A 20,664-nucleotide genomic window follows, 5' to 3' on the forward strand; every position below is an offset into this window, starting at 1 on the left:
TCAATATGACTTCTTACTGACCCTAGACACACCTTCCCTAGCTGTCATTAAGGTATTACATTCAATCGCTAGTGTTCCTGTAATGGTTTTAATGCGGTTTTGTTTACGTAATTGTGACGAAGTATTTAAGACACTGGTATTTAACCGACCCACTTGCTCACTAATTTCAGCTACTAGGTTAAGAATATCGGAGGTGATAATAAAAGGTGGTTTATAACTCATAGATCATTTTCCCTCGACACGTACTTCAGATTGCCAATTTATATATTGGCATACCCCTTCAAGATCAGGAAATATCGTTTGATAACTAATACCAAGCGTATCTAAATCTTTTAAAATTTTATTTTTATTATCAGGGTTGATTTTAATTTTAGTCATGCCTTCTGCATGATGTTCAAGCTCGCCTAAAGGTATAAACCTCCCATACTTTTTCGATGGTGAATGCACTGTGAACCAGCCATCTTGAGCAACCACTCTAGTATCTTCTAATTGAGTCCTCAATATGGATATCCCATTATGTTGATTTGTTTCTAAAATCGTATCTCGGTCTAAATAATCAATATCCCAATGAGGTAATAAAATATAAACATGCGGATTATCATTAGACTTTAGATCACTACAGGCAAACCACATCGCAACCAAAGGATTTTTTGTCCAATCTAATAGCCTAGTAGCAAGCCCATAATGCTGAGCTAACGTTAACATCCCCCAAACATCCAGTTGAGAAATTTCTCGATGTAATCTCCCTCTAACTTTAAATTCAGAAAGCAAATACGATTCTTTAATTAATGGATTTTGGTAACTTTCGCCTCTAGCAATTTTCGGAAGCAGTGGAAAGTCTTGTCCTTGACCACGATATAAAAGGTGACCTTCTTGCTTAACATCATATTTATACTTTGCATCAAAATGCCTAGCATTTATCTCTTCCACCAAACATAAGAATTCGGTCACAGAGTTAACCGTCTCAGTTTGCATTTTCATCTTCCTCGAAATATCCCTCTTCCCTAATGTATTGATCTACACACCTTTTAGGCATATCAATTAACGCCACATTATCGCTGGGAATATAAAAATCAAAGTTGTCATTACTCAGGTTTAATATCATTACTGATTCCCCTATGTCAGCACTAAACATGAGTTCAGATAATCTAGATCCATCAACAATATGAGAAAAAGTCCTACCCTCTAGATTATAAATTTGTGTTTCTAGAACAAGCTCCGCTACTTGTTCAAGGTCTAAATCATGGATATCAGTAAAAGACTCAACAGCCGCTTGAACATTTTTCGCAACAGTATACTCACCTTCACAACCAATAGATGACCAATAGTACTCTTCTAACCCTTTATAGAACTCACTGGGGTTACCTGAATAACCGTCCCAAGGAGGATTCCAATCTCCCATAGGCTGATCAGCATCATCATCCAGAGTCCACATACGGCTTACCATAGTGGGCCTAAATAGTAGAATTCTATTATTCAATGTCTCTACCGTTAGCCACTGATCTCTTGAGCTCATATTGTCTAAGGCATTCGATATCCTATTGGCCTGTCCTAATGTTATTGGAAACCACTTAGAATCTTTTTGCCCATTAAGACATAATCCAAAATGCCCCCACCAACCACTTTCTTCATCTTCAGCGAAAATATAATGTGTATTCGTCATGATATAAGATTCATTGCCTGCAAACATATCCTGAAGTTCTTCCGAACTTGAGCCAAAATAATATGCAAGACTACTAAGCCCATCTTTAGAAATACAACTAGCCTCTTTCTCCCAGCTTTTTATCTCGTCAGAGGACACTCCTATTTGATTAGCTAATTCAGAGTGACTTAGGTTCCTTGACTCCCTCAATTTTTTAAGTAACGACATTTAATATCCTATATTGAGTTGCTATTTAACATTCTTTAGAGTTAATTCAATCTCTTTTTAAAATAGAAAGCTCTAAGCTTACTTCTTTCCGCTGTAGCATAAAATGATAGAAGCTCTTGCATGTAGTTATCTTAAGGTGAGGTTGAAGTGTTCTTGTAGATCTTTAAGGATGTTTAAGATCTGCGCTTGTATAGAGACGTCGAGTGCACAGGTGAGTTCAGCACAGAATTCATGATATCTATTGGTGCTATTAAGTTTTGTTCTGGTCTCTCGGTAAAAATACATGGTGTATACAAAGCAGATAAACACCCTCATAAGTGATTAAAAGTGTCTTTTATATCTTCTAGAGAAGATGTGAATAGCCCAGCCTTATTTACCGCTTGTCTAGTCTGTATAATTCATATTTTCTCCTCAATAACGCCGCCAATCCGATAGAAAGAATACGTTAAAATGCCACCACATTTTTTATAGGAATTCAGGTTATGACTTATCGCCAAATCAAGCTTATTGCGCGCCCTGAAAAGGAAATCACAGCAGACATTTTTGAAATCACCACTCAAGAGATCCCAACGCCAAACGAAGGCGAGTTTGTGGTTAAGCTGTCACACCTTTCTCTCGATCCTGCCATGCGTGGTTGGATGAGCCCAGATCCAGAAAGCTACATTCCACCTGTAGAGCTTGGTCATGTAATGCGTGCCAGCGGCATTGGCGAAGTGGTTGAATCCAAAAATGAAAGCTTCCCTGTTGGTAGCCGTGTAATGGGGTTAATGGGAATGACTGAATACGCTTTAACGGATGGCAAAGGTATTAATCTGATTCCAAAAGAGCTACCAGCCGAAGCGATTCTGTCTGTCATTGCCCTACCAGGCATCACCTCTTACCACGGTTTATTTGAAGTATTAAAACCAGAAGCAGGACAGACCATTGCTATCACAGCTGCTGCGGGCTCTGTTGGCTCCCTCGTTGGTCAAATGGCGAAGAATCTTGGTTTAACCGTTGTTGGTGTCGCAGGCTCTGAAGAGAAATGCCAGTGGCTAAAAGACGAATTAGGCTTTGATCACGCACTTAATTACAAAGACGCAGACTTCGCTGAACAGCTGACTCAAGCGACCCCAAAGGGCATTGACTTGTTCTTTGAAAATACCGGCGGTGCTGCACAAACACCCATTTTCGAGCGTATGAACGCCCATGGTCGAATCGCGGTTTGTGGGTTAATTGCAGAATACCAAAAAGAAGTGCCAGACCTTGGCCCAAGCTGGTTAAACATCATTAAAAAGCGTTTAACCATTCAAGGCTTTACTATGCCAGATCATTTCCACCGCATTCCAGAATACGGTCAAGTACTTGGCGGCATGCTAATGAAAGGCGAATTGAAGTATCGCGCTCATGTTATTAAAGGATTGGAAAGCGCACCAAGCGGTTTAAATCTTTTATTCGACGGTAAAAATACAGGCAAATTAATTGTAGAGCTTTAAGACGATTAAACTCTGAAACGAATAGCAATAAAAAAGCCTTCGATAGTATTCTATCGAAGGCTTTTCTTTGATTTGCTTGCTTCGGCTAAGAAGCCAAGAAATTACTTACCAGTTGCGCGGGAAACGTATTCGCCACTGCGTGTATCAATACGCAGTACTTCACCGATGTTGATGAACAGTGGCACACGAACCATGGCACCAGTCACCAAGTAAGCAGGCTTAGAACCGCCGTTTGCAGTATCACCTTTTACACCTGGATCCGTGTCTTTCACTTCAAGTTCAATGAAGTTTGGTGGCGTTACAGCAAGAGGTGCACCGTTGTATAAAGTCACAACGTATTTTTCTTGCTCTTTCAGCCAATTTTTCGTGTCAGAAATGGCATTTTCGTCTGCAGCGTGTTGCTCGAAAGATCCATCAACCGCCATGAAGTGCCAGAATTCGCCGTCGGTGTACAAGTACTCCATATCGGTTTCCATCACGTCAGCAGCTTCAAGAGATTCGCCTGATTTAAAAGTACGCTCCCAAACGCGGCCTGTTTTCAAGTTGCGCAATTTTAAACGGTTAAAAGCTTGGCCTTTACCTGGTCTTACATGTTCGTTTTCTAAAACAGAACATGGGTCGCCATCAACCATTACTTTCGCGCCAGTGCGCATATCGCTAGTAGAAATATTAGCCATAAATCCTCACGGTATAAATTTAGAGAAAAGGCTCCGACTGGCGTATCATGTCAGTCTAAAGGTCTTTTATAAGATCTTTAAAAGCCATCAGCCTACGAAAGGCCAAAAAAGTTGGCGCCATAATAACCCAAATCAACAACATTTTGCAGATATTTGACGTGATTCCCATTAAAACACAGAACACAACAAGCTGGTCCCAACACCTCACACAGGCAATCACCTCTCTGAATGACCTTATTGAAAGCCTTGGTTTGCCCAAAGAACTCATCACTCAAGGCCAAGACGCTCAACACAGCTTCAAACTTCTGGTGCCACGACCTTATTTGTCTCGAATGGAATACGGCAATCCGAACGATCCTTTATTACGCCAAGTCATGCCAAACGCAGCAGAAATGCTGAAAGTAGCAGGCTACAACAAAGACCCATTAGAAGAAGCCGACCACAATCCGCAAAAAGCCATTGTGCATAAATACAAACGCCGCTTGCTGGTTATCACCACAGGAACCTGTGCGGTAAATTGTCGTTATTGCTTCCGCCGTCACTTCCCTTATGGCGACAATCAACTGGCTCAAGCAGAATGGCAGTCCGTGATTGATTACCTAATCGCACATCCAGAGGTCAACGAAGTAATCCTGAGTGGTGGCGATCCATTAATGATGAAAGACACTTTACTCGCTAATAAAGTCCGTCAAATCGAGGCTTTGCCACAAATCAAACGCCTGCGCATTCACTCCCGTTTACCTGTGGTGATTCCTGCTCGTGTGTGTGATGACATGCTGGATTGGATAAAACAAAGCCGCCTAGACATCATTATGGTTTGGCACATAAATCACGCCAACGAAGTAGATGAAGAGCTTGCCCAAGCCGCATTCAAACTGAAGCAAGCGGGCGTTATCTTGCTCAACCAAGGCGTGATTTTAAAAGGGATAAATGACAGTGTTGACGCTCAAGTGAACTTAAGTGAAGCGGTATTTTCTGCAGGCATTCTGCCTTATTACATGTTCACGCTCGACCCCGTAGAAGGCGCAGCGCATTTTGATGTATCCATTGAAGAAGCGCAAAAATTAATGGGTAAAGTGGCCGCAGAATTACCCGGTTATTTAGTGCCTAAACTCGCGAAAGAGATTCCGGGGCAAACATCAAAAACCGTGTTCGCACCGACTTTTTCATAAATCACTAACGCGATAAAGCAATACGTCCGACTTTCACTTGCTCTCGAAGGATTTTTACACTGGGAGCAAGCTGATAAAGGTCGCCATTACGGCCTACTAATTGATTCGGCACATGGCTCAACTTCGCAACGTCGCCATTGGCAACAAGGTGCTTTGGCTCACCATGAACCGGAATCGCCAGCTGCGGCTGAACCCAGGTATAAAGCTGCTTAAGTTCCTCTCTGCATGGATGCCCGCTGACGTGAATGGGCAGTTCTGTGTCTTGTTGCTGCAAGGTGCGAATTTTCTGGCCTTTGAATTGTTCCACCAAACGCATAATGGCACCTTCGTTACCGGGTATCATCATGGCGGAAAAAATCACCATGTCGTCCGCTTCCAACGTTAAGTCGAAACAGTTTCCTGCAGCAAGGCGATTCAAGGTCGCTCGAGGCTCCCCTTGGCTTCCAGTAACCACTGCAAGCACTTCTTCTCGCGGCAAATACCCAAGATGCGCCGCATCAATTAAAGGCAAATCATCGGGCCAATGTCCTGTCGCCTTGGCCGCACCCACCATGTTGGTTAAAGAGCGGCCAATCAGCGCCAAATAGCGCCCTGTTTCTTGAGCCACGCGACCGAGCGCCACCAGCCGAGCCACGTTGCTGCTAAAGCAACCGACAACAACACGGTTTTTCTCTGTCGAAATGGTTTTTAATAAGGCTTCATAGCAGTCCGTTTCTGAAACTGAATGACCCTCTTGTAACGCATTCGTGGAATCACACACCATGGCAAGCATGTTTTCTTTCGCAAGTGCTTTGAAATTTGCAGGAGAAAAACCTTCGCCAATAATAGGCTTCTTATCAATTTTCCAATCTCCTGTGTGGAAAATTCGCCCTGCTAGCGTATCAATGGTCATGGCAAAAGGTTCTGGAACAGAATGGGTCAAGGCGAGCCAAGTGACGTTAAACACGCCGATTTTTTGACTCTCATTTTCTTTCACCACAATGACAGGAACCTCGTCTGCTAAACCCACTTGAACCAGTTTGCGACGTAACACTTCGGCAGTAAAAGCCGTGGTGTAAACAGGACATTTGAAACGACGCCAAAGAAAAGGCAAAGCGCCCACATGATCTTCATGGGCGTGGGTAATGACAATGCCCGCGAGGCGCTCTTTTTGTTGGGTAATAAAAGTAGGATCGGCACAAACCACTTCTGCAGTATGAATGTCATCGGCCTTTAAAGGCTCATTAAAAGAAACGCCGCAATCTATCATCAACCATTTGCCGTCATGGCCATACAGGTTCATATTCATACCGATTTCGCCCGTGCCACCCAATGGCAAAAACCACAAATCGTCTTGTCCTGGTATCAGAAATGAAATAAGTCACTCCTTGTTAGTATTTATAAAAACTGAACTATATGGAACAAGCTATTAGCCGAGTAGCAACACACTCAAAAGCGCTAAAGCTGCCGGCAAGCCTTGAATAAAAATAATGGATTTCTTCACTGTCAGGCTGCCATAAATTGCTGCGACAACAACGCAGGACAAGAAGAAAACTTGCAGCTGCATAGCAAAAGCTTCGTTACCATGCATTAAACCAAACACCAAACCCGCCGCCAAAAAGCCATTATAAAGTCCTTGATTTGCCGCCATGGCTTTTGTTTGTTCAGCCAAAGCCGGATCAATACCAAATACTTTTAAGGTTCTTGGCTTAGTCCACATAAACATTTCCAATACCAAAATATAAAAATGCTCGACAGCGACTAAGGCAACTAGAATAAAAGTGAGTGTGTGCATGTTTTGGATGAGTCCATCAAAAGTGAGGAGAATTGATTATTTATAACATAGACAGGGTGCGGCCACACTTTATCCCTCTAAGTTTCTTTTATCCTTCAACTTTTCATTGCATCCCCAATACAAGGCACTTAACCTAACTCACCATAAATTTCTCTCATCTTTTTAGTTATGGATTAATGCATTGAGCCGTTTTATAGCAAACATTAAAGACAAAAAAGTCGGCATTCTTGTGTCGCTTTTCGTGGTTTTCAGCCTAACTGTTTTAGGTCTCTACGCCATCAAATATTTTGGCACACAATACACGGAAGAAGCCCTTCAAAAACAACTCGACGATGCTGGTTTAACGCCTTTTGTTCATTATCAAACCGTGCACTTTAACCCTTTTACACTGACGCCATCTATCGAAGAAGTGAGCTTTGGCTTCGAAAACTCGCCTTGGTTGCAGTTCAGCCGAATTTCGCTAAACAGTTACCCATTAACCTACCCTGATTTAGATGTGGATTTCTGGATAAAAAACAGCCCAGCAGAAAGCCTTTCCGATGACACAAGGCGTCTAATGAAAATCGCTGGCATCACCACATTGCTAGGCAAAGGCTCTTTATCTTCTACAATCAATGAAGACCAAGTAACTTCCCAATTCAAGCTCGACATTAAAGACTTGGGCATATTATCGACTTCTAGTCATATTCGTTTATTGAACAACGAGCTATCCATGCACGAGATACGTACAGATTTACTTGCATCTATCGCCATGGGGCAACCTTTAGGGCTCTTCTTCATTCATGGTGAGGCTTTGGAAATTAACGATTTGGACATTCGCTATCAGGATTCAGGGCTTGTTACTCGGCTGATTCCTGAGACACCCAAAAGTCAGCAGGAAGAAAATCAACTGGCTAGCTTACTGAAGTTTCTAAGCCAAAGCCTAGGCGTCGCGAAAGCGAACTCAGTGGAAGCGGATGAAATTGCCAACACCATAGTCGGTTTTTTGAAACCTTCTCAAGATCCATCATCAAACACTCAAGCAAGCAAAAAGCAACTACGCTTAGAAATGTCGCCTTCCAAGCCGCTCAGTTTGCAGGAACTGGCGCTAATGGCTCATGAAACGCGCTTATACAAAGACAGCAACATGCGGTTAACCCACTAACGTCACAATTGACCATCAGGATTGCCATGGAAAACGTCACCATTTTAGTGGACGTACAAAACGTCTATTACACAACGAGGGATACTTTTAAACGTCCTTTTGATTACAACGCTTTCTGGAAGCAAGCCACAGAAGGCCGAAACGTGGTGAAAGCCATCGCCTACGCCATAGACAGAGGTGATGAGAAACAACGACAATTTCAAAACATACTGCGAGCCATTGGCTTTGAAGTGAAATTAAAACCTTTTATTCAACGCTCCGATGGCTCTGCCAAAGGCGATTGGGATGTGGGCATTGCAATTGATGGCATTGAATACGGCAAAGACAGCGATGTATTGGTGTTGGCCTCCGGTGACGGGGATTTTGCCTTGCTGGCGGATACGCTTCGGGAAAAATACCAAACCAAGGTAGAAGTCTACGGCGTGGAAGCTTTAACTGCACAAAGTCTCATTCACTCTGCCGATCACTTTATTCCAGTTTGTAACAAATTGTTGCTCACATAAGCTTTATTGAATACAAATGATTACAATATGGCATTGCAATTCTTTTCATAGCGTTGAATTTACATGCAAAGCATTCAAACTGACATACAATTCGTTAAAACCAAAGCTGTATTGCACAGACGCCTTAGCCTAATTACTGGGCTAATCGTGCTGGCGTTCAGTGTTATAAATCTCTATCTTCAACAGTTTGATATCGCTTTCCTAGAAGCCGTTCTCGGAGCGCTAAATGTTTACTTTTTTGGTCTGCAAAACGCACTGGTACAGTTAACGCTCGTCGTATCAATTTTCTACTGTTTTCCATTTCAGCGGTCATTTTTTACACCTTCAGCATGGTGGACTTAAGAACAGGCATCAGTTATTGGTTGCTTATTCTGCCTCCTCTTTACTGCATTTTCTTAGGACCCCAAAAAGGCCTGATTTACTCTATTCTGGTGTTGATTCCAACACTGTATTTGATCATCACTAAAAGTGACACAGAGCAAATGTTCGCTTATCGCTCTGCCTTGAATTTCACTGGCGCTTATTTTTTAGCTTATTCAGTCTGCTTTTTATACGAGAACCAATACATTAAAAACAGCCAAATACTCCATCACATGGCTTATAAAGACCCGCTCACAGAGGCAAAGAATCGTCATGCCTTAGAAATTTTCTTCGAGGAATTTAATTCTTCGAAAGATAACAATGCCAAAACAACCCAGCTTTTAATTTTGGATGTGGACTACTTCAAAAAGATCAACGACCAGTTTGGTCACGAAGTGGGCGACCTCATCTTAGTAGAATTTTCTAGCCTTTTAAGAAAGCACGTTGGCAAAGACAACGCTTACCGGATTGGAGGAGAGGAGTTCTTAGTCACTTTACAAAACACCTCTCCATTAGACGCCTGCGAGTTTGCAGAAAACCTTCGTGAAAGCATTGAAAAACATGAGTTTAAAGTCGCGGACAACACCATCACGTTAACTGTGAGCATTGGTATATCTGAGTTAAAAAGAGGAATGGAATTCAACGCTTTCTTACGAAACGCAGACCAAAACCTCTACCTTGCTAAGAACCAAGGCCGAAACATCGTTCGTCATGATGGCGGCCTTTGCCCTGAAATGAGCTAACACTCAACTTTTTACAAGGTCATCAAAAGAAGGTTTCTAAGAACAAGCTCTCGACTTTATCTCTCGCCCAAGGAGTTTTACGCAAAAACTTCAAACTGGATTTGATAGAAGGGTCACTTTTAAAGCAATTAATGTTGATGTGCTCAGCCAACTCTTCCCAACCGTAATGATCAATCAATTCTATCAATATCTGCTCTAACGTAATGCCATGCAACGGATTATTGGCTTGTGTTTCATTCATTTCTAATCTGCCCTATTCATTAATTCATACTAAGCTGAAGTATACAGCAAGCAGGAATAAACTCACTGACTCTGCAATATACTCACATTGGTATTTGACTAATGACGCCGTTCCCAGAAGAATAGCTTCAAACAGAGTATTTATTCATCATTAGGAGCACAACAATGGGAATCTTATCAGGCTTAAAAAGTTTATTTGCCGGAGGCGAAAGCACACCAGAGCCGACAGAAGAAGCTATCGAATACAAAGGCTTTATGATCACCCCAGCACCAATCAAAGACGCAGGCCAACTGAGAGTCGCAGCGACCATTACCAAAGGCGAAGGTGAGGAACAACAAGTACACAACTTCATTCGTTCAGACCTCATTCCAAGCCGTGACGAATGCATCGAAGTGACATTACGCAAAGCCAAAATGACAATCGACCAACTTGGCGACAACATCTTTGGTTAAACACACAAACTAGAAAAATAAGAAGGTCATAATGAGCGCACCAATAGGACAACACTGGACACAAGTCAGCCAAGGTGAAGACTTATTGGGCGCAGACTTCATCTCCCGCACTTTCGCATTTCCTGGGCCGAAAACGCAAGTACACACAACATTGGTTCATCATATCGGCCGACCAAGAACCGCCAAAGCCATTCTTTATGTTCATGGATACACAGATTACTTTTTTCAAAAAGGCTTAGCAGAACACTTTATCAAGCTTGGTTATCGCTTTTACGCCGTGGATTTACAGGGTTACGGTCGCTCGATTCGTCCATCTACGCCACCAAATTGGTGCGATTCCATCGAACAATACGGGCAAGATTTAGACATAGCGCTCGCGACAATGCGACAAGATGGCGTGAAACAAGTGGTCATCATGGCACATTCAACAGGCGGGCTTATTGCGTCGTCTTATCTTGCGCAACCTTACGCACTTCCCGAAAGAGAAAGCCATTACAACAAAGCTTTTCCAGAAGTCACAGGACTCATACTCAACAGCCCATTTCTGGCTCTGCCATTCCCACCAGCTCTGCTTAATCGAATCAGCTGGCCAATACGCGCTTTAGTATCGATATTTCCTTTTGCTTTTTTACGAGCTAAGAAAATCACTACTTACGCTAAAACTCTGCACACGCGATTTGGGGGCGAATGGGATTACCGATTAGATTGGAAACCCGCGGAAGGTTTTAATTTATCCTTCCATTGGCTAAAAGAAATTATCCGTGCGCAACATAATCTCGCGACACAGAAAATAGACATTCCTACCCTGCTTTGTCGTTCGGAAATCAGCACAATTGGCAAAGAAACGATAGAAGAAACTCAACAAGGGGATGGCGTATTAGACATAGACAGCATGGAACAAGCGGCGGAAAAGACTTTTTCGAATCTAGACAAAGCCGTGATTCCAAAAGGCTTCCACGACCTTTATCTGTCTCACAAAGAAGCGCGTGAAGCCTATTTGTCCGCCATATCTAAATGGCTTAAACGCTGACATCAAGCACCTTGACGACGCATCCCCCAATCCAACAAACAAGTTGGTAGAACTCGTCTCATTAGGACAGCTCCGTAAGTAGGTAAGGTCACATAATAACGCGCCCTTGGTCGTGGCGACTCCAACGCATGAATTAACTTGTTCACTACCGCACTCGCTGGCAATGTTTGAGAGGACGTTGCGCCTTCCTTACTTAAACGGGCAATTGCCTCTTCATAGCCTTTCTTATGACGGCTGTTTTCCATATCAATATTTTCTTTGAGTGCCACCAAAGCATTGGCACGAAAACGGCTCTCAATCGGGCCTGGCTCAATCAAACTTACTTTAATTGGTGTATCTGAAAGCTCCAATCGCAAGGTATCTGTCAAACCTTCTAAAGCAAACTTACTGGCGTTATAGGCGCCACGGAACGGCGCAGCCACCAAACCTAATACTGAACTGTTGTTCACAATACGTCCATAACCTTGCACCAACATCAGCTTCAATACTTTTGTTGTGAGTTCATGCGTGCCGAAAAAGTTACTTTCAAACTGAGTTCGTAACGCTTCGACTGGCAAATCTTCCACGGCACCGGGCTGCCCATAAGCGCCGTTGTTAAACAAAGCAAACAACTTGCCCTGAGTAATCGCCAAGGTATCTTCTAAGCCTTGCTGAATAGAAGCCGAATCCGCCAAATCCAACTGAACAACGTGTTTAATACCTTGTTCTTTTAGTGCTTCCACGTCTTCCTTTTTTCGACAGCTGGCCACTACTAAGAAATTGCGCTCTTGCAACATCTTCGCGGCTTCCAAACCTATCCCAGAAGAACACCCAGTAATTAGAACGGCGTATTGCATGCTTGTCTCCTATTCCACTTTCACTCGTACTTTATTAAGCCACTTCTCTTGGCGACCCAATGCGTTTGCCTTTGTAACGCTTCAACACTATACGGAAACGCAAGACGAGGATAGTCGCCAATAAACACAAACCAGCACCTAAGCCGATATAAAAGCCGCGAACAGACAAGGTTTCAGACCAAGGGCTGTAATGAGATAACCAGTAACCGAATGGCATACTCAAGCCAAACAAAGACACGCCAAAAGCAATCATAGAAGAACGTGTGTCACGGAAACCACGCAAAGCACCAGTAAAAACCGCTTGTAGCATATCTGGGAATTGATAAAAGGCCGAGATCACCAAAATACCCGCTGCCAAAGCCACAACCTCTTCGTTATTGCTGTAGATATAAGGAATATGATTGTGGAAAAGCTGAGTCACCATAAAACAAGCCGTCACGTAAGTTAGACCAAGTCCGACAATGACACGAACCCGTTTGATAACACCTTCGACGCCTTCCTTAGACATGGCTTTCGCCACCACAATGGCCGTCACCGCACTCATCGCCATCAAAGGTGTGAACAAGAAGGATGTATAAGACATGACAATTTGTCCGCCGCCTAACGCCAAATCGCCAAAGGAAGAAATCAACCAAGTCATTGAAGAGAAAAGACCAACTTCAAAAGCAAAGGCAAAACCCGCTGGCGCACCAACGTTTAACAAAATCGAGAACTTACGTGTGTAACGCCACACTAATCGAGTAAATAACGGCGTTTTATTAATAAAGCGGTCGTACACAAAGAAGATGCTTACAGCCAAATACAAAGACAACAAAGACGCGACCGCCGCACCTTCTGCGCCCATTGCTGGAAAGCCAAATTTACCGAAAATAAGCACATAGTTAAAAAGAACATTCAGCACTAAACCCGTGCTCGCAACAAACAAAGGAAAGCCAGGACGGCCTGCGGCTTCAAATAGGTTTTTGTAGGACGTCATCAACGCCAACATAGGCAAAGCAGGCGCGAAGATATACAAATAATTCACCGACACTCGACGCGTTTCTTCCTCTGACGCCATCATGCCAGCAAAATGTGGCAACACAAAAACCACCAACAAACTCGCCAACACCCCCAAGCCGACAGACAAACCGACAGCTTGAGACATATACAAATTTACCAACTTAGGTTGACGACCATGCAAATGACGCGTCACCAAAGGCGTGATTCCAAACGTCACCCCAATCAAAAAGCACCCTACTGGCAACCAAAGACTCGACGCCAATCCAACCGCTGCCAAATGCAACGCACTGTAATGCCCCAGCATGATGGTATCTACCACACTGATCGACAACTCCAAGGTCATCGTGAGTACCATAGGAAACAATAAATGGAGAACTTCTTTCAAAACAGGAAAACGCTTAACCACACAACACCGCCGACTATCCATAGAACACAAAAAACAGCCGAGCAATTTACCACCTATCACCCAACAATGCACAGAAAACCACCAAGGCCAAAACACACTCGCTTGCATCATTGTATTTACTGGAAATTCTCGCGACAATAACGCGCCCTAAAAACTCAATTATGGACGATCTTTATTACATGACTATTCTCGCGACACTCGGCCCATTACTTATCTCATTACTTTTCGGTTATTGGGTGAATATAAAGGTATTTTCTCCCGCTCGAGTAGCGAAATGGCTAGAACAGTTGGTGTACCTTATTTTGGGTTTAATCGGCTTCAGCCTTGGTGCGCTCGACAACCTTGCAGAAAAGCTACTGGTTGCTGGATACCAAGCTGTCGTGTTCTTTGTGCTCGTTAGTGCGATCAGTTTATTCGGGCTTTATTTGAGTGGAATGCGTTTCGGTGGCACACATTCAGAGCATTTATCACAGAACCCAGAGGGCAAACAAAGCCATGCTTTAATGGATGCCGCGAAATCCATAGCTTGGGTCGTTGTCGGGATCATTGTGGGATTTTTTACCAAAAATTGGGTATCCGGCATCGATGAAATGGTGACCTTTTTACTCTACTTCTTATTGTTCTTGATTGGCTGCCAGCTAAGACAAGGTAACTATCGCCTACGCAAACTCTTCTTAAACTCTCAAGGCGTTATTATTGCGCTGGTTACCATCATCACAACCTTATTCGCTGGCTGGTTAGGTAGCTTAGTATTAGGCCTCAGCTGGCACCAAGGGCTTGCGGTTGTCTCTGGATTTGGTTGGTACAGTCTATCGGGCATTTTAATCACCGGACTTGGTGATCCCGTACTTGGCACCACCGCCTTCTTGCTTGACCTCAGCCGCGAAATCCTTGCTCTGATGCTTATCCCGTTTCTTGCTCGATTAAACAGCCACATGTCCGTTGGGTACTCTGGCGCCACGGCAATGGACTTCACCTTGCCTATGCTAGGGAAATTTCATGGCGCGCAAATCGTCCCTGTTTGCATCGCCAGCGGATTCATCATGAGCATACTCTGCCCAATCTTGATTCCGCTTTTTATTGGCATCAACCCAAACTAAGTAACCACAACCAACAATGAATAATACGTAGGTCGAAATTTATTTCGACGAGGTCGATATACATATCGGAGATGCACAGAGCTCAACAACAAAAGAAAGCGTCAAAAATTCGTAAAGATCGAATTGTAAAGAAACGACCTTTAGCAAACACCGTCATGCTTGTGTAAAAGCGATTGTCTCCCATAAGAACTGCAGATTAACCTCATAGCATGCTTTGTCCTTTGCGGGGCCGCTTGAAAATGGAAGAAAGATCTTTTGGAACTCAAACAAAGTGTGCAGGTGAAGGGGTCGCTTTGGTAAAAACGCTCGAACATAAAATTGGCATAAAACACCTAGCTTATGTTAGAACAGATACCAACGGATCTGGCTCCGCGAAGCACAAAGCGTATTAATATCTGAATTTATATGTTTCTAATTTTTTTCCGCTTGATAAAATGCTGAATCGAAACGCTATGCGAACTGAACTCTGTCTAAGTGCTTAGATCACTCAGTGATAACTTTCAAAATAATCATGGAACACTTTTTATGAAAAAATCTCTTATTGCAGCGCTGGTTATGTCTTCAGCGTCTTTTTCCTACGCAGCTGACACGGTCACTCTGGATTCAAAAGAACAGCGTCTTGGTTACAGCATAGGCACAATGTTTGGTTCACGTATGTCACAAGACTTCTCTGAATTGGATATGGAAACTTTCATGGCGGGCTTCAAAGACGCATTTGCTGGTGAAGAAGGCCAAATGACACTGGATGAAGTTCAACAAACTATCCAAGCCTACCAGCAAGAGCAGGCAGAACTTGCTCAGATTGAGCAAGAAAAACAAGCCGCTGAAGCAAAATCCGCAAGCGAAGCTTGGTTGAAAGAGAAAGAAGCTGAAGAAGGCGTAATGAAAACGGAATCTGGCTTGTTGTATAAAGTCATCACCGAAGGTACAGGTGAGAAACCAGCGGCAACAGACACAGTAGAAGTAGACTACGAAGGCAGCCTAATTGACGGTACTGTATTCGATAGTTCATACCAGCGCGGCGAATCCATCACTTTCCCGCTAAACGGTGTTATCCCTGGCTGGACAGAAGGCCTACAACTTATGCCTGTTGGTTCTAAGTACGAGCTATACATTCCAACAGACCTAGCCTACGGCCCTGGCGGCACAGGCCCAATTCCTCCATACGCTGCACTTAAGTTTGTAGTGGAATTACATGGTATTCAAGCTGCAGAGTAACTTTCTTTCTCTGTCGCTACACTAACGAGAAAAACGAAAAGCTGTTTCAGGTTTCCTGAAGCAGCTTTTTTATTCCTCTCAAACACACAATAGAAAGCTATTGAAGAAAGCAAGCGACTAAAGGAGAATAACGGCTAACTCAGAACTTGCTAGAAAAGGGAAAGACGTGAAACTTAAAGAATACATACCTTCATTCATAAATATCATCAAACTAAGAAGTCTCCCTCTAGAAAAGCTAAAGTCAACAAATGCCCCAACACTTCCAGTAATTGTCACTTTAACCTCCATCCCTTCCCGCTTGCATATTATTGACATTACGATTCGCAGTATTTTAAGCCAACCTCAGAAGCCGCAAAAAATTGTACTTTGGCTGCATGAGGAGCTGCAAAACCAGCTTCCCAAAAAGCTAACTGATCTTGTAGGTGAGATATTTGAAATACGCTTTCAAAAAGAGCTTACTTGCTCACATAGAAAACTGATTTACTCTCTAAAAGAGTTTCTAGATACAGCTCTTATCACTTGCGACGACGACCTAATTTACCGCCCAGAATGGCTTGCTTCACTTTACAACGACCACCAAACCTACCCAAACAGTGTCATTGCAAATGAATGTAGAATGATTACATATGATGAAAGTGGAGAGTTATTACCATACAAACAATGGACATATCTAAAAACACCAGGTGTTGTCGATAAAAAATTACTTCCTATTGGATATGGTGGTGTTTTATACCCTAAAAATGCTTTACATGAAGATGCAACCAATCCTGACCTTTTTTTAAAACTAGCACCAAAGGCAGACGACTTGTGGTTCAAAATGATGTCCCTACTAAAAGGAACAGCGGTAAGACGGTCATCACATCCGTGTCAAAAACCTATTCCAATTGCGGGCTCACAAGCGATATCTTTAAAGAAAACAAATATTAGAGAGGATAAAAATAGACTACAGTGGTTGGCACTTTGCGAATATTACGACATAAAGCCCTAAATAGACGATAACCAAACGCATAGATCATTTAATTGAGCTACGCGCTTTCTTTTGTGCTAATAAAAATGATATATAGCGGTAGATAAAAGTAGTAGATACTTTATCTTGGAGAATTAGCTTATTTAAAGAAATTCCCCATTCTACACAAATGAGCTCGACTACTTCCAAAACTGAGAGCAAGACATCAGCTTTTAAAGATCAGATTTCTTTAGCTAATTGAGTGAGGGATCGAATCTTAAGTTCTTAATAAGCTGTATTTTTTAGATAAGATTCCGTTGAACCACATCTATTAATTTCCCCCAAAAAATCATAAAGGCATTTATCTTTATTCTAGAATCAAATATCTTATACTTTCTATTCCTTCTTAAAAACATGTCATTAAGTTATCTCATCAGTGGAAGTTATTCTTTTACTAGCACGACTTCTATTTCGATTAAATCTACGCTTAATCTACAGTGCTTTAATAACCTCAAGGTGGAGTCACTTCAGAGGCACGTCGGTTCAAAAGAGATAAAATGCTTCCCAGAAGTATCGAAGTAAATGCTGAATAGGCAATTAGTGTCACTTTTTGTTCAAAAGGAACATCCGTTAATCCAGTGATGGCATAACTTACAACAATGAGACACCCAGCTAACGCAAGACTTCTAACGCCTGGATCGTAAGATGATTTCAGGTACTTGGCAAATAAGAAAAAATGAATCGTCAAAATTAAAATGAGACAGATAAAACCCAGAATACCTTTTGTTAATAAAGTATGAATATATTCGTTGTGAGCATGTTTGTGCTTCATTGTCGCTAATCCTTGGTATGCATCACTATTTTCAGCCGCGTATTTTTTCATTTCACGCTTGAAACTACCGGTTCCTGTGCCAATAAGCTTGTTGTCTGAAAATATACTCAATGAGGTTTTCCACATTTCAATTCTCAAACCCACGCTGGTTCCTCGATCACGCTCAGACTCCATGCCGACCATGTAGGGCGTCACTTGTTCAATGGCCTTATCAACTCGACTCTGGACTTGAGGGACAAAAAAATAGCTAGCTGAAGGGAGGACTATCGAAGCAAGTAAAACAAAAACCACCTTGTAAACTAAGGAGATTTTTTTAAAATAAAAAAAGACGCTTGCAGCAAAAATAATTGGAAGAACAATCCATGAACCTCTAGATTGAGTTAAAAATAAGGCTAATATGCCAAAACCCAAAGGGACTACAAATAGTATCGCTCCAAATTGGAATGACCGGAAAAACTCTAAACTAGCTAATGACACACTAATAAACCCCAATGTGATAATAGCAAATAAGATAGGGTTGTTATCACCCGTTGCACGACTAACATTGAAATAAGAAACATCAATGATTGCTACCACTCCTGCCGAGAGGGCTGCGAAGGCGAATGTTAGCCATATACACGACGTGCTTGTATATCTGTGAGCATACAGATGAAGCAATGGTATTGAAGCTAGTAATACTGTGTATCTATCCGATAGGATCGATGGCCCTCTCGAAGTCATGTCATTCAAAAAATATGAAACGCTTGCTACGATAAAAAACAATATCATAGGGAAAGCAAACCATAGCTGCTCCTTGTACCATTTTTGTTTTAATTTCACTGCTGTATATACACCAATGGAGAGCAAGATGACCAACAACGAACGGCTGAAGTCTTGTACCCATAAGATAGTTGAAAAAAGAGTCATAGTTATCAAACAAACTAATGCTTCTAGGCGAATGGGCTTTAAATCTTTTATTCTCATATAGTCCTAAATTCAAATAATAAGGTGCGGCACTGCTACCAGGTAGAAGAAGTCAACTGTTCAAGTTGGCACACACCTTTTCACCACAAAATTAAGCACTCCCAACATCAAGTATTAGCAGTTGACAGAAAACAAAAGATACCAGATTTTTGCTCTTTTAGGGCAAGAAATATCAGTGAAAAATATTACACGAACACTGAATCGCAATAGAACCAGGCTTTATCGTGAATTAAAGCAAAGGATATACGCTAAATATCGTCAATCATCAAGGGTAATGGATTTTGCTCGTATTTCACATGAAATCGACCAGCATCCTGAGCGAGCCTCTAACACATAAAAACTCTGATGTTCCTGTTATCTTAGTCATAAATAGATCTGTCAACATATCCATGATAACAAAGGAGCACTTTACCGTCATTAGAGACAAAGAAAAGAGCCTAGTTTTTTATCAGGCATACACAACTAGACTCCCTCATATAACTTGCTAGAATGTGGCACGAACAAAAACAGCAACGATACCTAAAGGAACAGTTCTCCGAAACATTGCAGTGAAGAAAATAGACTTCGGAATTGAATATAGGAATACAGAGGTATACCTACGCCGTCATTCCTATTTTTTGAAAGTTACGTTAGTATGCCCTCTTTTGATTATGTAAAGATCTATTTTGGGGATATTTTGTGATTAAGTTTCTATTTTTTTATTATGTTCTTCGTCCCATTTTTTTATACCTGAACCGTCATGATGATAGCTCAATATGGGTGATTGGAGGCCATGCTGGTAAAGCATATGAAGACAATTCTGCTGCTCTTCATTCCTTCATAACAAAACACACAGATCAAAAAGTAATCTGGATTACCAAAAGTAACGCAGTTTTTGAGAACTTAAAAAAGCAAGGGGCCCAAGTTCTAAGAAAAGACAGTCTTGCAGCGAGAATGGCTATAATAAAAGCAAAGGTTCTAATATTTTCTCACGGACATGCAGATCTAGATAAATACATAGGGAAAACAGTTAAGCCTTCAGGCTTAATCATTAATTTAAATCATTCCATGAATTATTTAAAAAGCGGGCACCTATACAACCCTTTATTAGAAACCATGTCAAATCGCCAGTTAAAAAAAGTTAAACGAAAAATATACCAATTTGACTTTTTACTATCATCTTCAAAACTTGAACAAGAGAACTTTAGACTTTCTTTGCCTCACATGAAAAACAAAATTATTCTAGGTGGCGGTGCACATCTCGATACATTAAGGGAAATGGGAATCAACAATAGTGCGAATAGTAAGGTGATACTTTATTTCCCAACATGGAGAGATAAAAAATTAAATCCTAAAGAAACTGTATCTGAGATTATAAGAAAAATAGTATCTAACCAAGAATTAATTCATTGGTTAAAAAAATCAAACTATACTTTTAAAATTTGTTTCCACATCAACGTCAAAGAATTGGAAGACTTTAGTGAAATTTCTAATGTATTTGAAATCATTAGCATCGATAGTCTGGCACACACTTTAACGAATAGCGACTTACTAATTTCTGATTATTCAGGAGCTATTATTGATGCCTTATATATGAAAAAACCAGTATTATTTTTCCCTTTTGATCTGGAGGACTATTTAAAATGTCGCCATTTATATGTGGATTACAATAAGTTTGCTTTTGGTGACATTGTAACTTCAGTTGACGAGCTAGTAGATAATATAGTGTTATCTAAGTGGGCTGATAATTCTAGTTACCAGAAAATTATAGAAGAGCACTACAAAAATATGTTTTCTTATAGCAAAACAAGTTTTTCTGAGCGTTCATATCGAGCGATATGTGATTTGCTTGCAGGAGTACCTCCTGAAGATATTCTTTGAATCCTAAAGTTCACAGTTTTATAAACGATGTAAAAATTCAGATAATAAGTGCACCACTCATGG

21 protein-coding genes are annotated in these 20,664 nt (G+C 41.6%); 11 read left to right on the forward strand and 10 right to left on the reverse strand.

The genetic code is table 11. The annotated features are described in order from the left end of the window. From AC0L46_RS06270 to AC0L46_RS06280, 3 genes are read right to left on the reverse strand one after another with little or no spacing between them, the layout of a single operon-like run. On the reverse strand, positions 1-222 hold the full coding sequence (locus AC0L46_RS06270) for a hypothetical protein (protein WP_414681301.1): 222 nt from the start codon (positions 220-222) through the stop codon (positions 1-3). A gap of 3 nt (positions 223-225) precedes the next feature. Beyond that, positions 226-975, reverse strand: coding sequence for an FRG domain-containing protein (locus AC0L46_RS06275; protein ID WP_473506600.1), 750 nt, complete (start codon positions 973-975; stop codon positions 226-228). Then, positions 965-1,870, reverse strand: a complete 906-nt coding sequence (locus AC0L46_RS06280; RefSeq protein ID WP_473506602.1) for a helix-turn-helix domain-containing protein — start codon at positions 1,868-1,870, stop codon at positions 965-967. Before AC0L46_RS06280 ends, AC0L46_RS06275 begins: the two co-directional genes overlap by 11 nt. Before the next feature lie 482 nt (positions 1,871-2,352). Here AC0L46_RS06280 and AC0L46_RS06285 point away from each other — a divergent pair, with 482 nt between their 5' ends. After that, a complete protein-coding gene (locus AC0L46_RS06285) occupies positions 2,353-3,345 on the forward strand; it encodes an NADP-dependent oxidoreductase (protein WP_473506605.1) in 993 nt (330 codons plus the stop codon). Positions 3,346-3,446: 101 nt separating this feature from the next. Here the strand turns inward: AC0L46_RS06285 and efp are convergent, their stop codons facing one another. After that, positions 3,447-4,022: an elongation factor P gene (efp, locus tag AC0L46_RS06290; protein ID WP_414681297.1), complete on the reverse strand. Its 576-nt coding sequence runs from the start codon at positions 4,020-4,022 to the stop codon at positions 3,447-3,449. 158 nt (positions 4,023-4,180) lie between these two features. Here efp and epmB point away from each other — a divergent pair, with 158 nt between their 5' ends. Further along, positions 4,181-5,194, forward strand: coding sequence for an EF-P beta-lysylation protein EpmB (epmB, locus tag AC0L46_RS06295; protein WP_473506607.1), 1,014 nt, complete (start codon positions 4,181-4,183; stop codon positions 5,192-5,194). 4 nt (positions 5,195-5,198) lie between these two features. Here epmB and AC0L46_RS06300 read toward each other — a convergent pair whose 3' ends face one another. Continuing rightward, positions 5,199-6,521 (reverse strand): ribonuclease J, encoded by a 1,323-nt coding sequence (locus AC0L46_RS06300; protein WP_473506609.1) that lies wholly within the window; start codon positions 6,519-6,521, stop codon positions 5,199-5,201. An 81-nt stretch (positions 6,522-6,602) separates the two neighbouring features. Beyond that, positions 6,603-6,968, reverse strand: coding sequence for a DUF1304 domain-containing protein (locus AC0L46_RS06305; protein WP_473506611.1), 366 nt, complete (start codon positions 6,966-6,968; stop codon positions 6,603-6,605). Between the two features lie 181 nt (positions 6,969-7,149). Here AC0L46_RS06305 and AC0L46_RS06310 point away from each other — a divergent pair, with 181 nt between their 5' ends. The 3 genes from AC0L46_RS06310 (at position 7,150) to AC0L46_RS06320 (ending at position 9,718) form a co-directional block, all read left to right on the forward strand. After that, entirely contained in the window at positions 7,150-8,112 is a 963-nt protein-coding gene (locus tag AC0L46_RS06310; protein WP_473506613.1) for a hypothetical protein, read from the forward strand. A 26-nt stretch (positions 8,113-8,138) separates the two neighbouring features. After that, positions 8,139-8,615, forward strand: coding sequence for an NYN domain-containing protein (locus AC0L46_RS06315; RefSeq protein WP_473506615.1), 477 nt, complete (start codon positions 8,139-8,141; stop codon positions 8,613-8,615). Between the two features lie 290 nt (positions 8,616-8,905). Then, a complete protein-coding gene (locus AC0L46_RS06320; protein ID WP_473507108.1) occupies positions 8,906-9,718 on the forward strand; it encodes a GGDEF domain-containing protein in 813 nt (270 codons plus the stop codon). Between the two features lie 22 nt (positions 9,719-9,740). Here AC0L46_RS06320 and AC0L46_RS06325 read toward each other — a convergent pair whose 3' ends face one another. Further along, positions 9,741-9,959, reverse strand: a complete 219-nt coding sequence (locus AC0L46_RS06325) for a VF530 family protein (protein ID WP_473506617.1) — start codon at positions 9,957-9,959, stop codon at positions 9,741-9,743. Positions 9,960-10,123: 164 nt separating this feature from the next. Here AC0L46_RS06325 and AC0L46_RS06330 point away from each other — a divergent pair, with 164 nt between their 5' ends. Both AC0L46_RS06330 and AC0L46_RS06335 read left to right on the forward strand, forming a co-directional pair. Beyond that, complete coding sequence (locus AC0L46_RS06330) at positions 10,124-10,411, forward strand: HlyU family transcriptional regulator (protein WP_473506619.1); 288 nt, start codon at positions 10,124-10,126, stop codon at positions 10,409-10,411. A 31-nt stretch (positions 10,412-10,442) separates the two neighbouring features. After that, positions 10,443-11,441 carry an alpha/beta hydrolase gene (locus AC0L46_RS06335; protein ID WP_473506621.1) on the forward strand — a complete coding sequence of 333 codons (999 nt, stop codon included), beginning with the start codon at positions 10,443-10,445 and terminating at the stop codon, positions 11,439-11,441. A 2-nt stretch (positions 11,442-11,443) separates the two neighbouring features. Here AC0L46_RS06335 and AC0L46_RS06340 read toward each other — a convergent pair whose 3' ends face one another. Continuing rightward, entirely contained in the window at positions 11,444-12,277 is an 834-nt protein-coding gene (locus AC0L46_RS06340) for an SDR family NAD(P)-dependent oxidoreductase (protein ID WP_473506623.1), read from the reverse strand. A 34-nt stretch (positions 12,278-12,311) separates the two neighbouring features. Next, entirely contained in the window at positions 12,312-13,820 is a 1,509-nt protein-coding gene (locus AC0L46_RS06345; RefSeq protein ID WP_473506625.1) for an MATE family efflux transporter, read from the reverse strand. Positions 13,821-13,861: 41 nt separating this feature from the next. Between AC0L46_RS06345 and AC0L46_RS06350 the strand changes: the two genes are divergently transcribed. The 3 genes from AC0L46_RS06350 to AC0L46_RS06360 all read left to right on the forward strand — a co-directional run bounded on the left by AC0L46_RS06350 (position 13,862) and on the right by AC0L46_RS06360 (position 16,988). Next, positions 13,862-14,782 (forward strand): LysO family transporter, encoded by a 921-nt coding sequence (locus AC0L46_RS06350; RefSeq protein WP_473506627.1) that lies wholly within the window; start codon positions 13,862-13,864, stop codon positions 14,780-14,782. Between the two features lie 525 nt (positions 14,783-15,307). Then, positions 15,308-16,000 carry an FKBP-type peptidyl-prolyl cis-trans isomerase gene (locus tag AC0L46_RS06355; protein ID WP_473506629.1) on the forward strand — a complete coding sequence of 231 codons (693 nt, stop codon included), beginning with the start codon at positions 15,308-15,310 and terminating at the stop codon, positions 15,998-16,000. A 166-nt stretch (positions 16,001-16,166) separates the two neighbouring features. Next, a complete protein-coding gene (locus tag AC0L46_RS06360) occupies positions 16,167-16,988 on the forward strand; it encodes a hypothetical protein (protein ID WP_473506631.1) in 822 nt (273 codons plus the stop codon). A gap of 469 nt (positions 16,989-17,457) precedes the next feature. Here AC0L46_RS06360 and AC0L46_RS06365 read toward each other — a convergent pair whose 3' ends face one another. Next, the gene (locus tag AC0L46_RS06365) at positions 17,458-18,741 is read right to left on the reverse strand and encodes an O-antigen ligase family protein (RefSeq protein WP_473506633.1); all 1,284 of its coding nucleotides are present in this window, start codon (positions 18,739-18,741) and stop codon (positions 17,458-17,460) included. Between the two features lie 678 nt (positions 18,742-19,419). Here AC0L46_RS06365 and AC0L46_RS06370 point away from each other — a divergent pair. Next, positions 19,420-20,601, forward strand: a complete 1,182-nt coding sequence (locus AC0L46_RS06370; RefSeq protein WP_473506635.1) for a CDP-glycerol glycerophosphotransferase family protein — start codon at positions 19,420-19,422, stop codon at positions 20,599-20,601. Positions 20,602-20,664: the final 63 nt, after the last annotated feature.

It is taken from the genome of Marinomonas sp. 15G6-16, assembly GCF_055809555.1.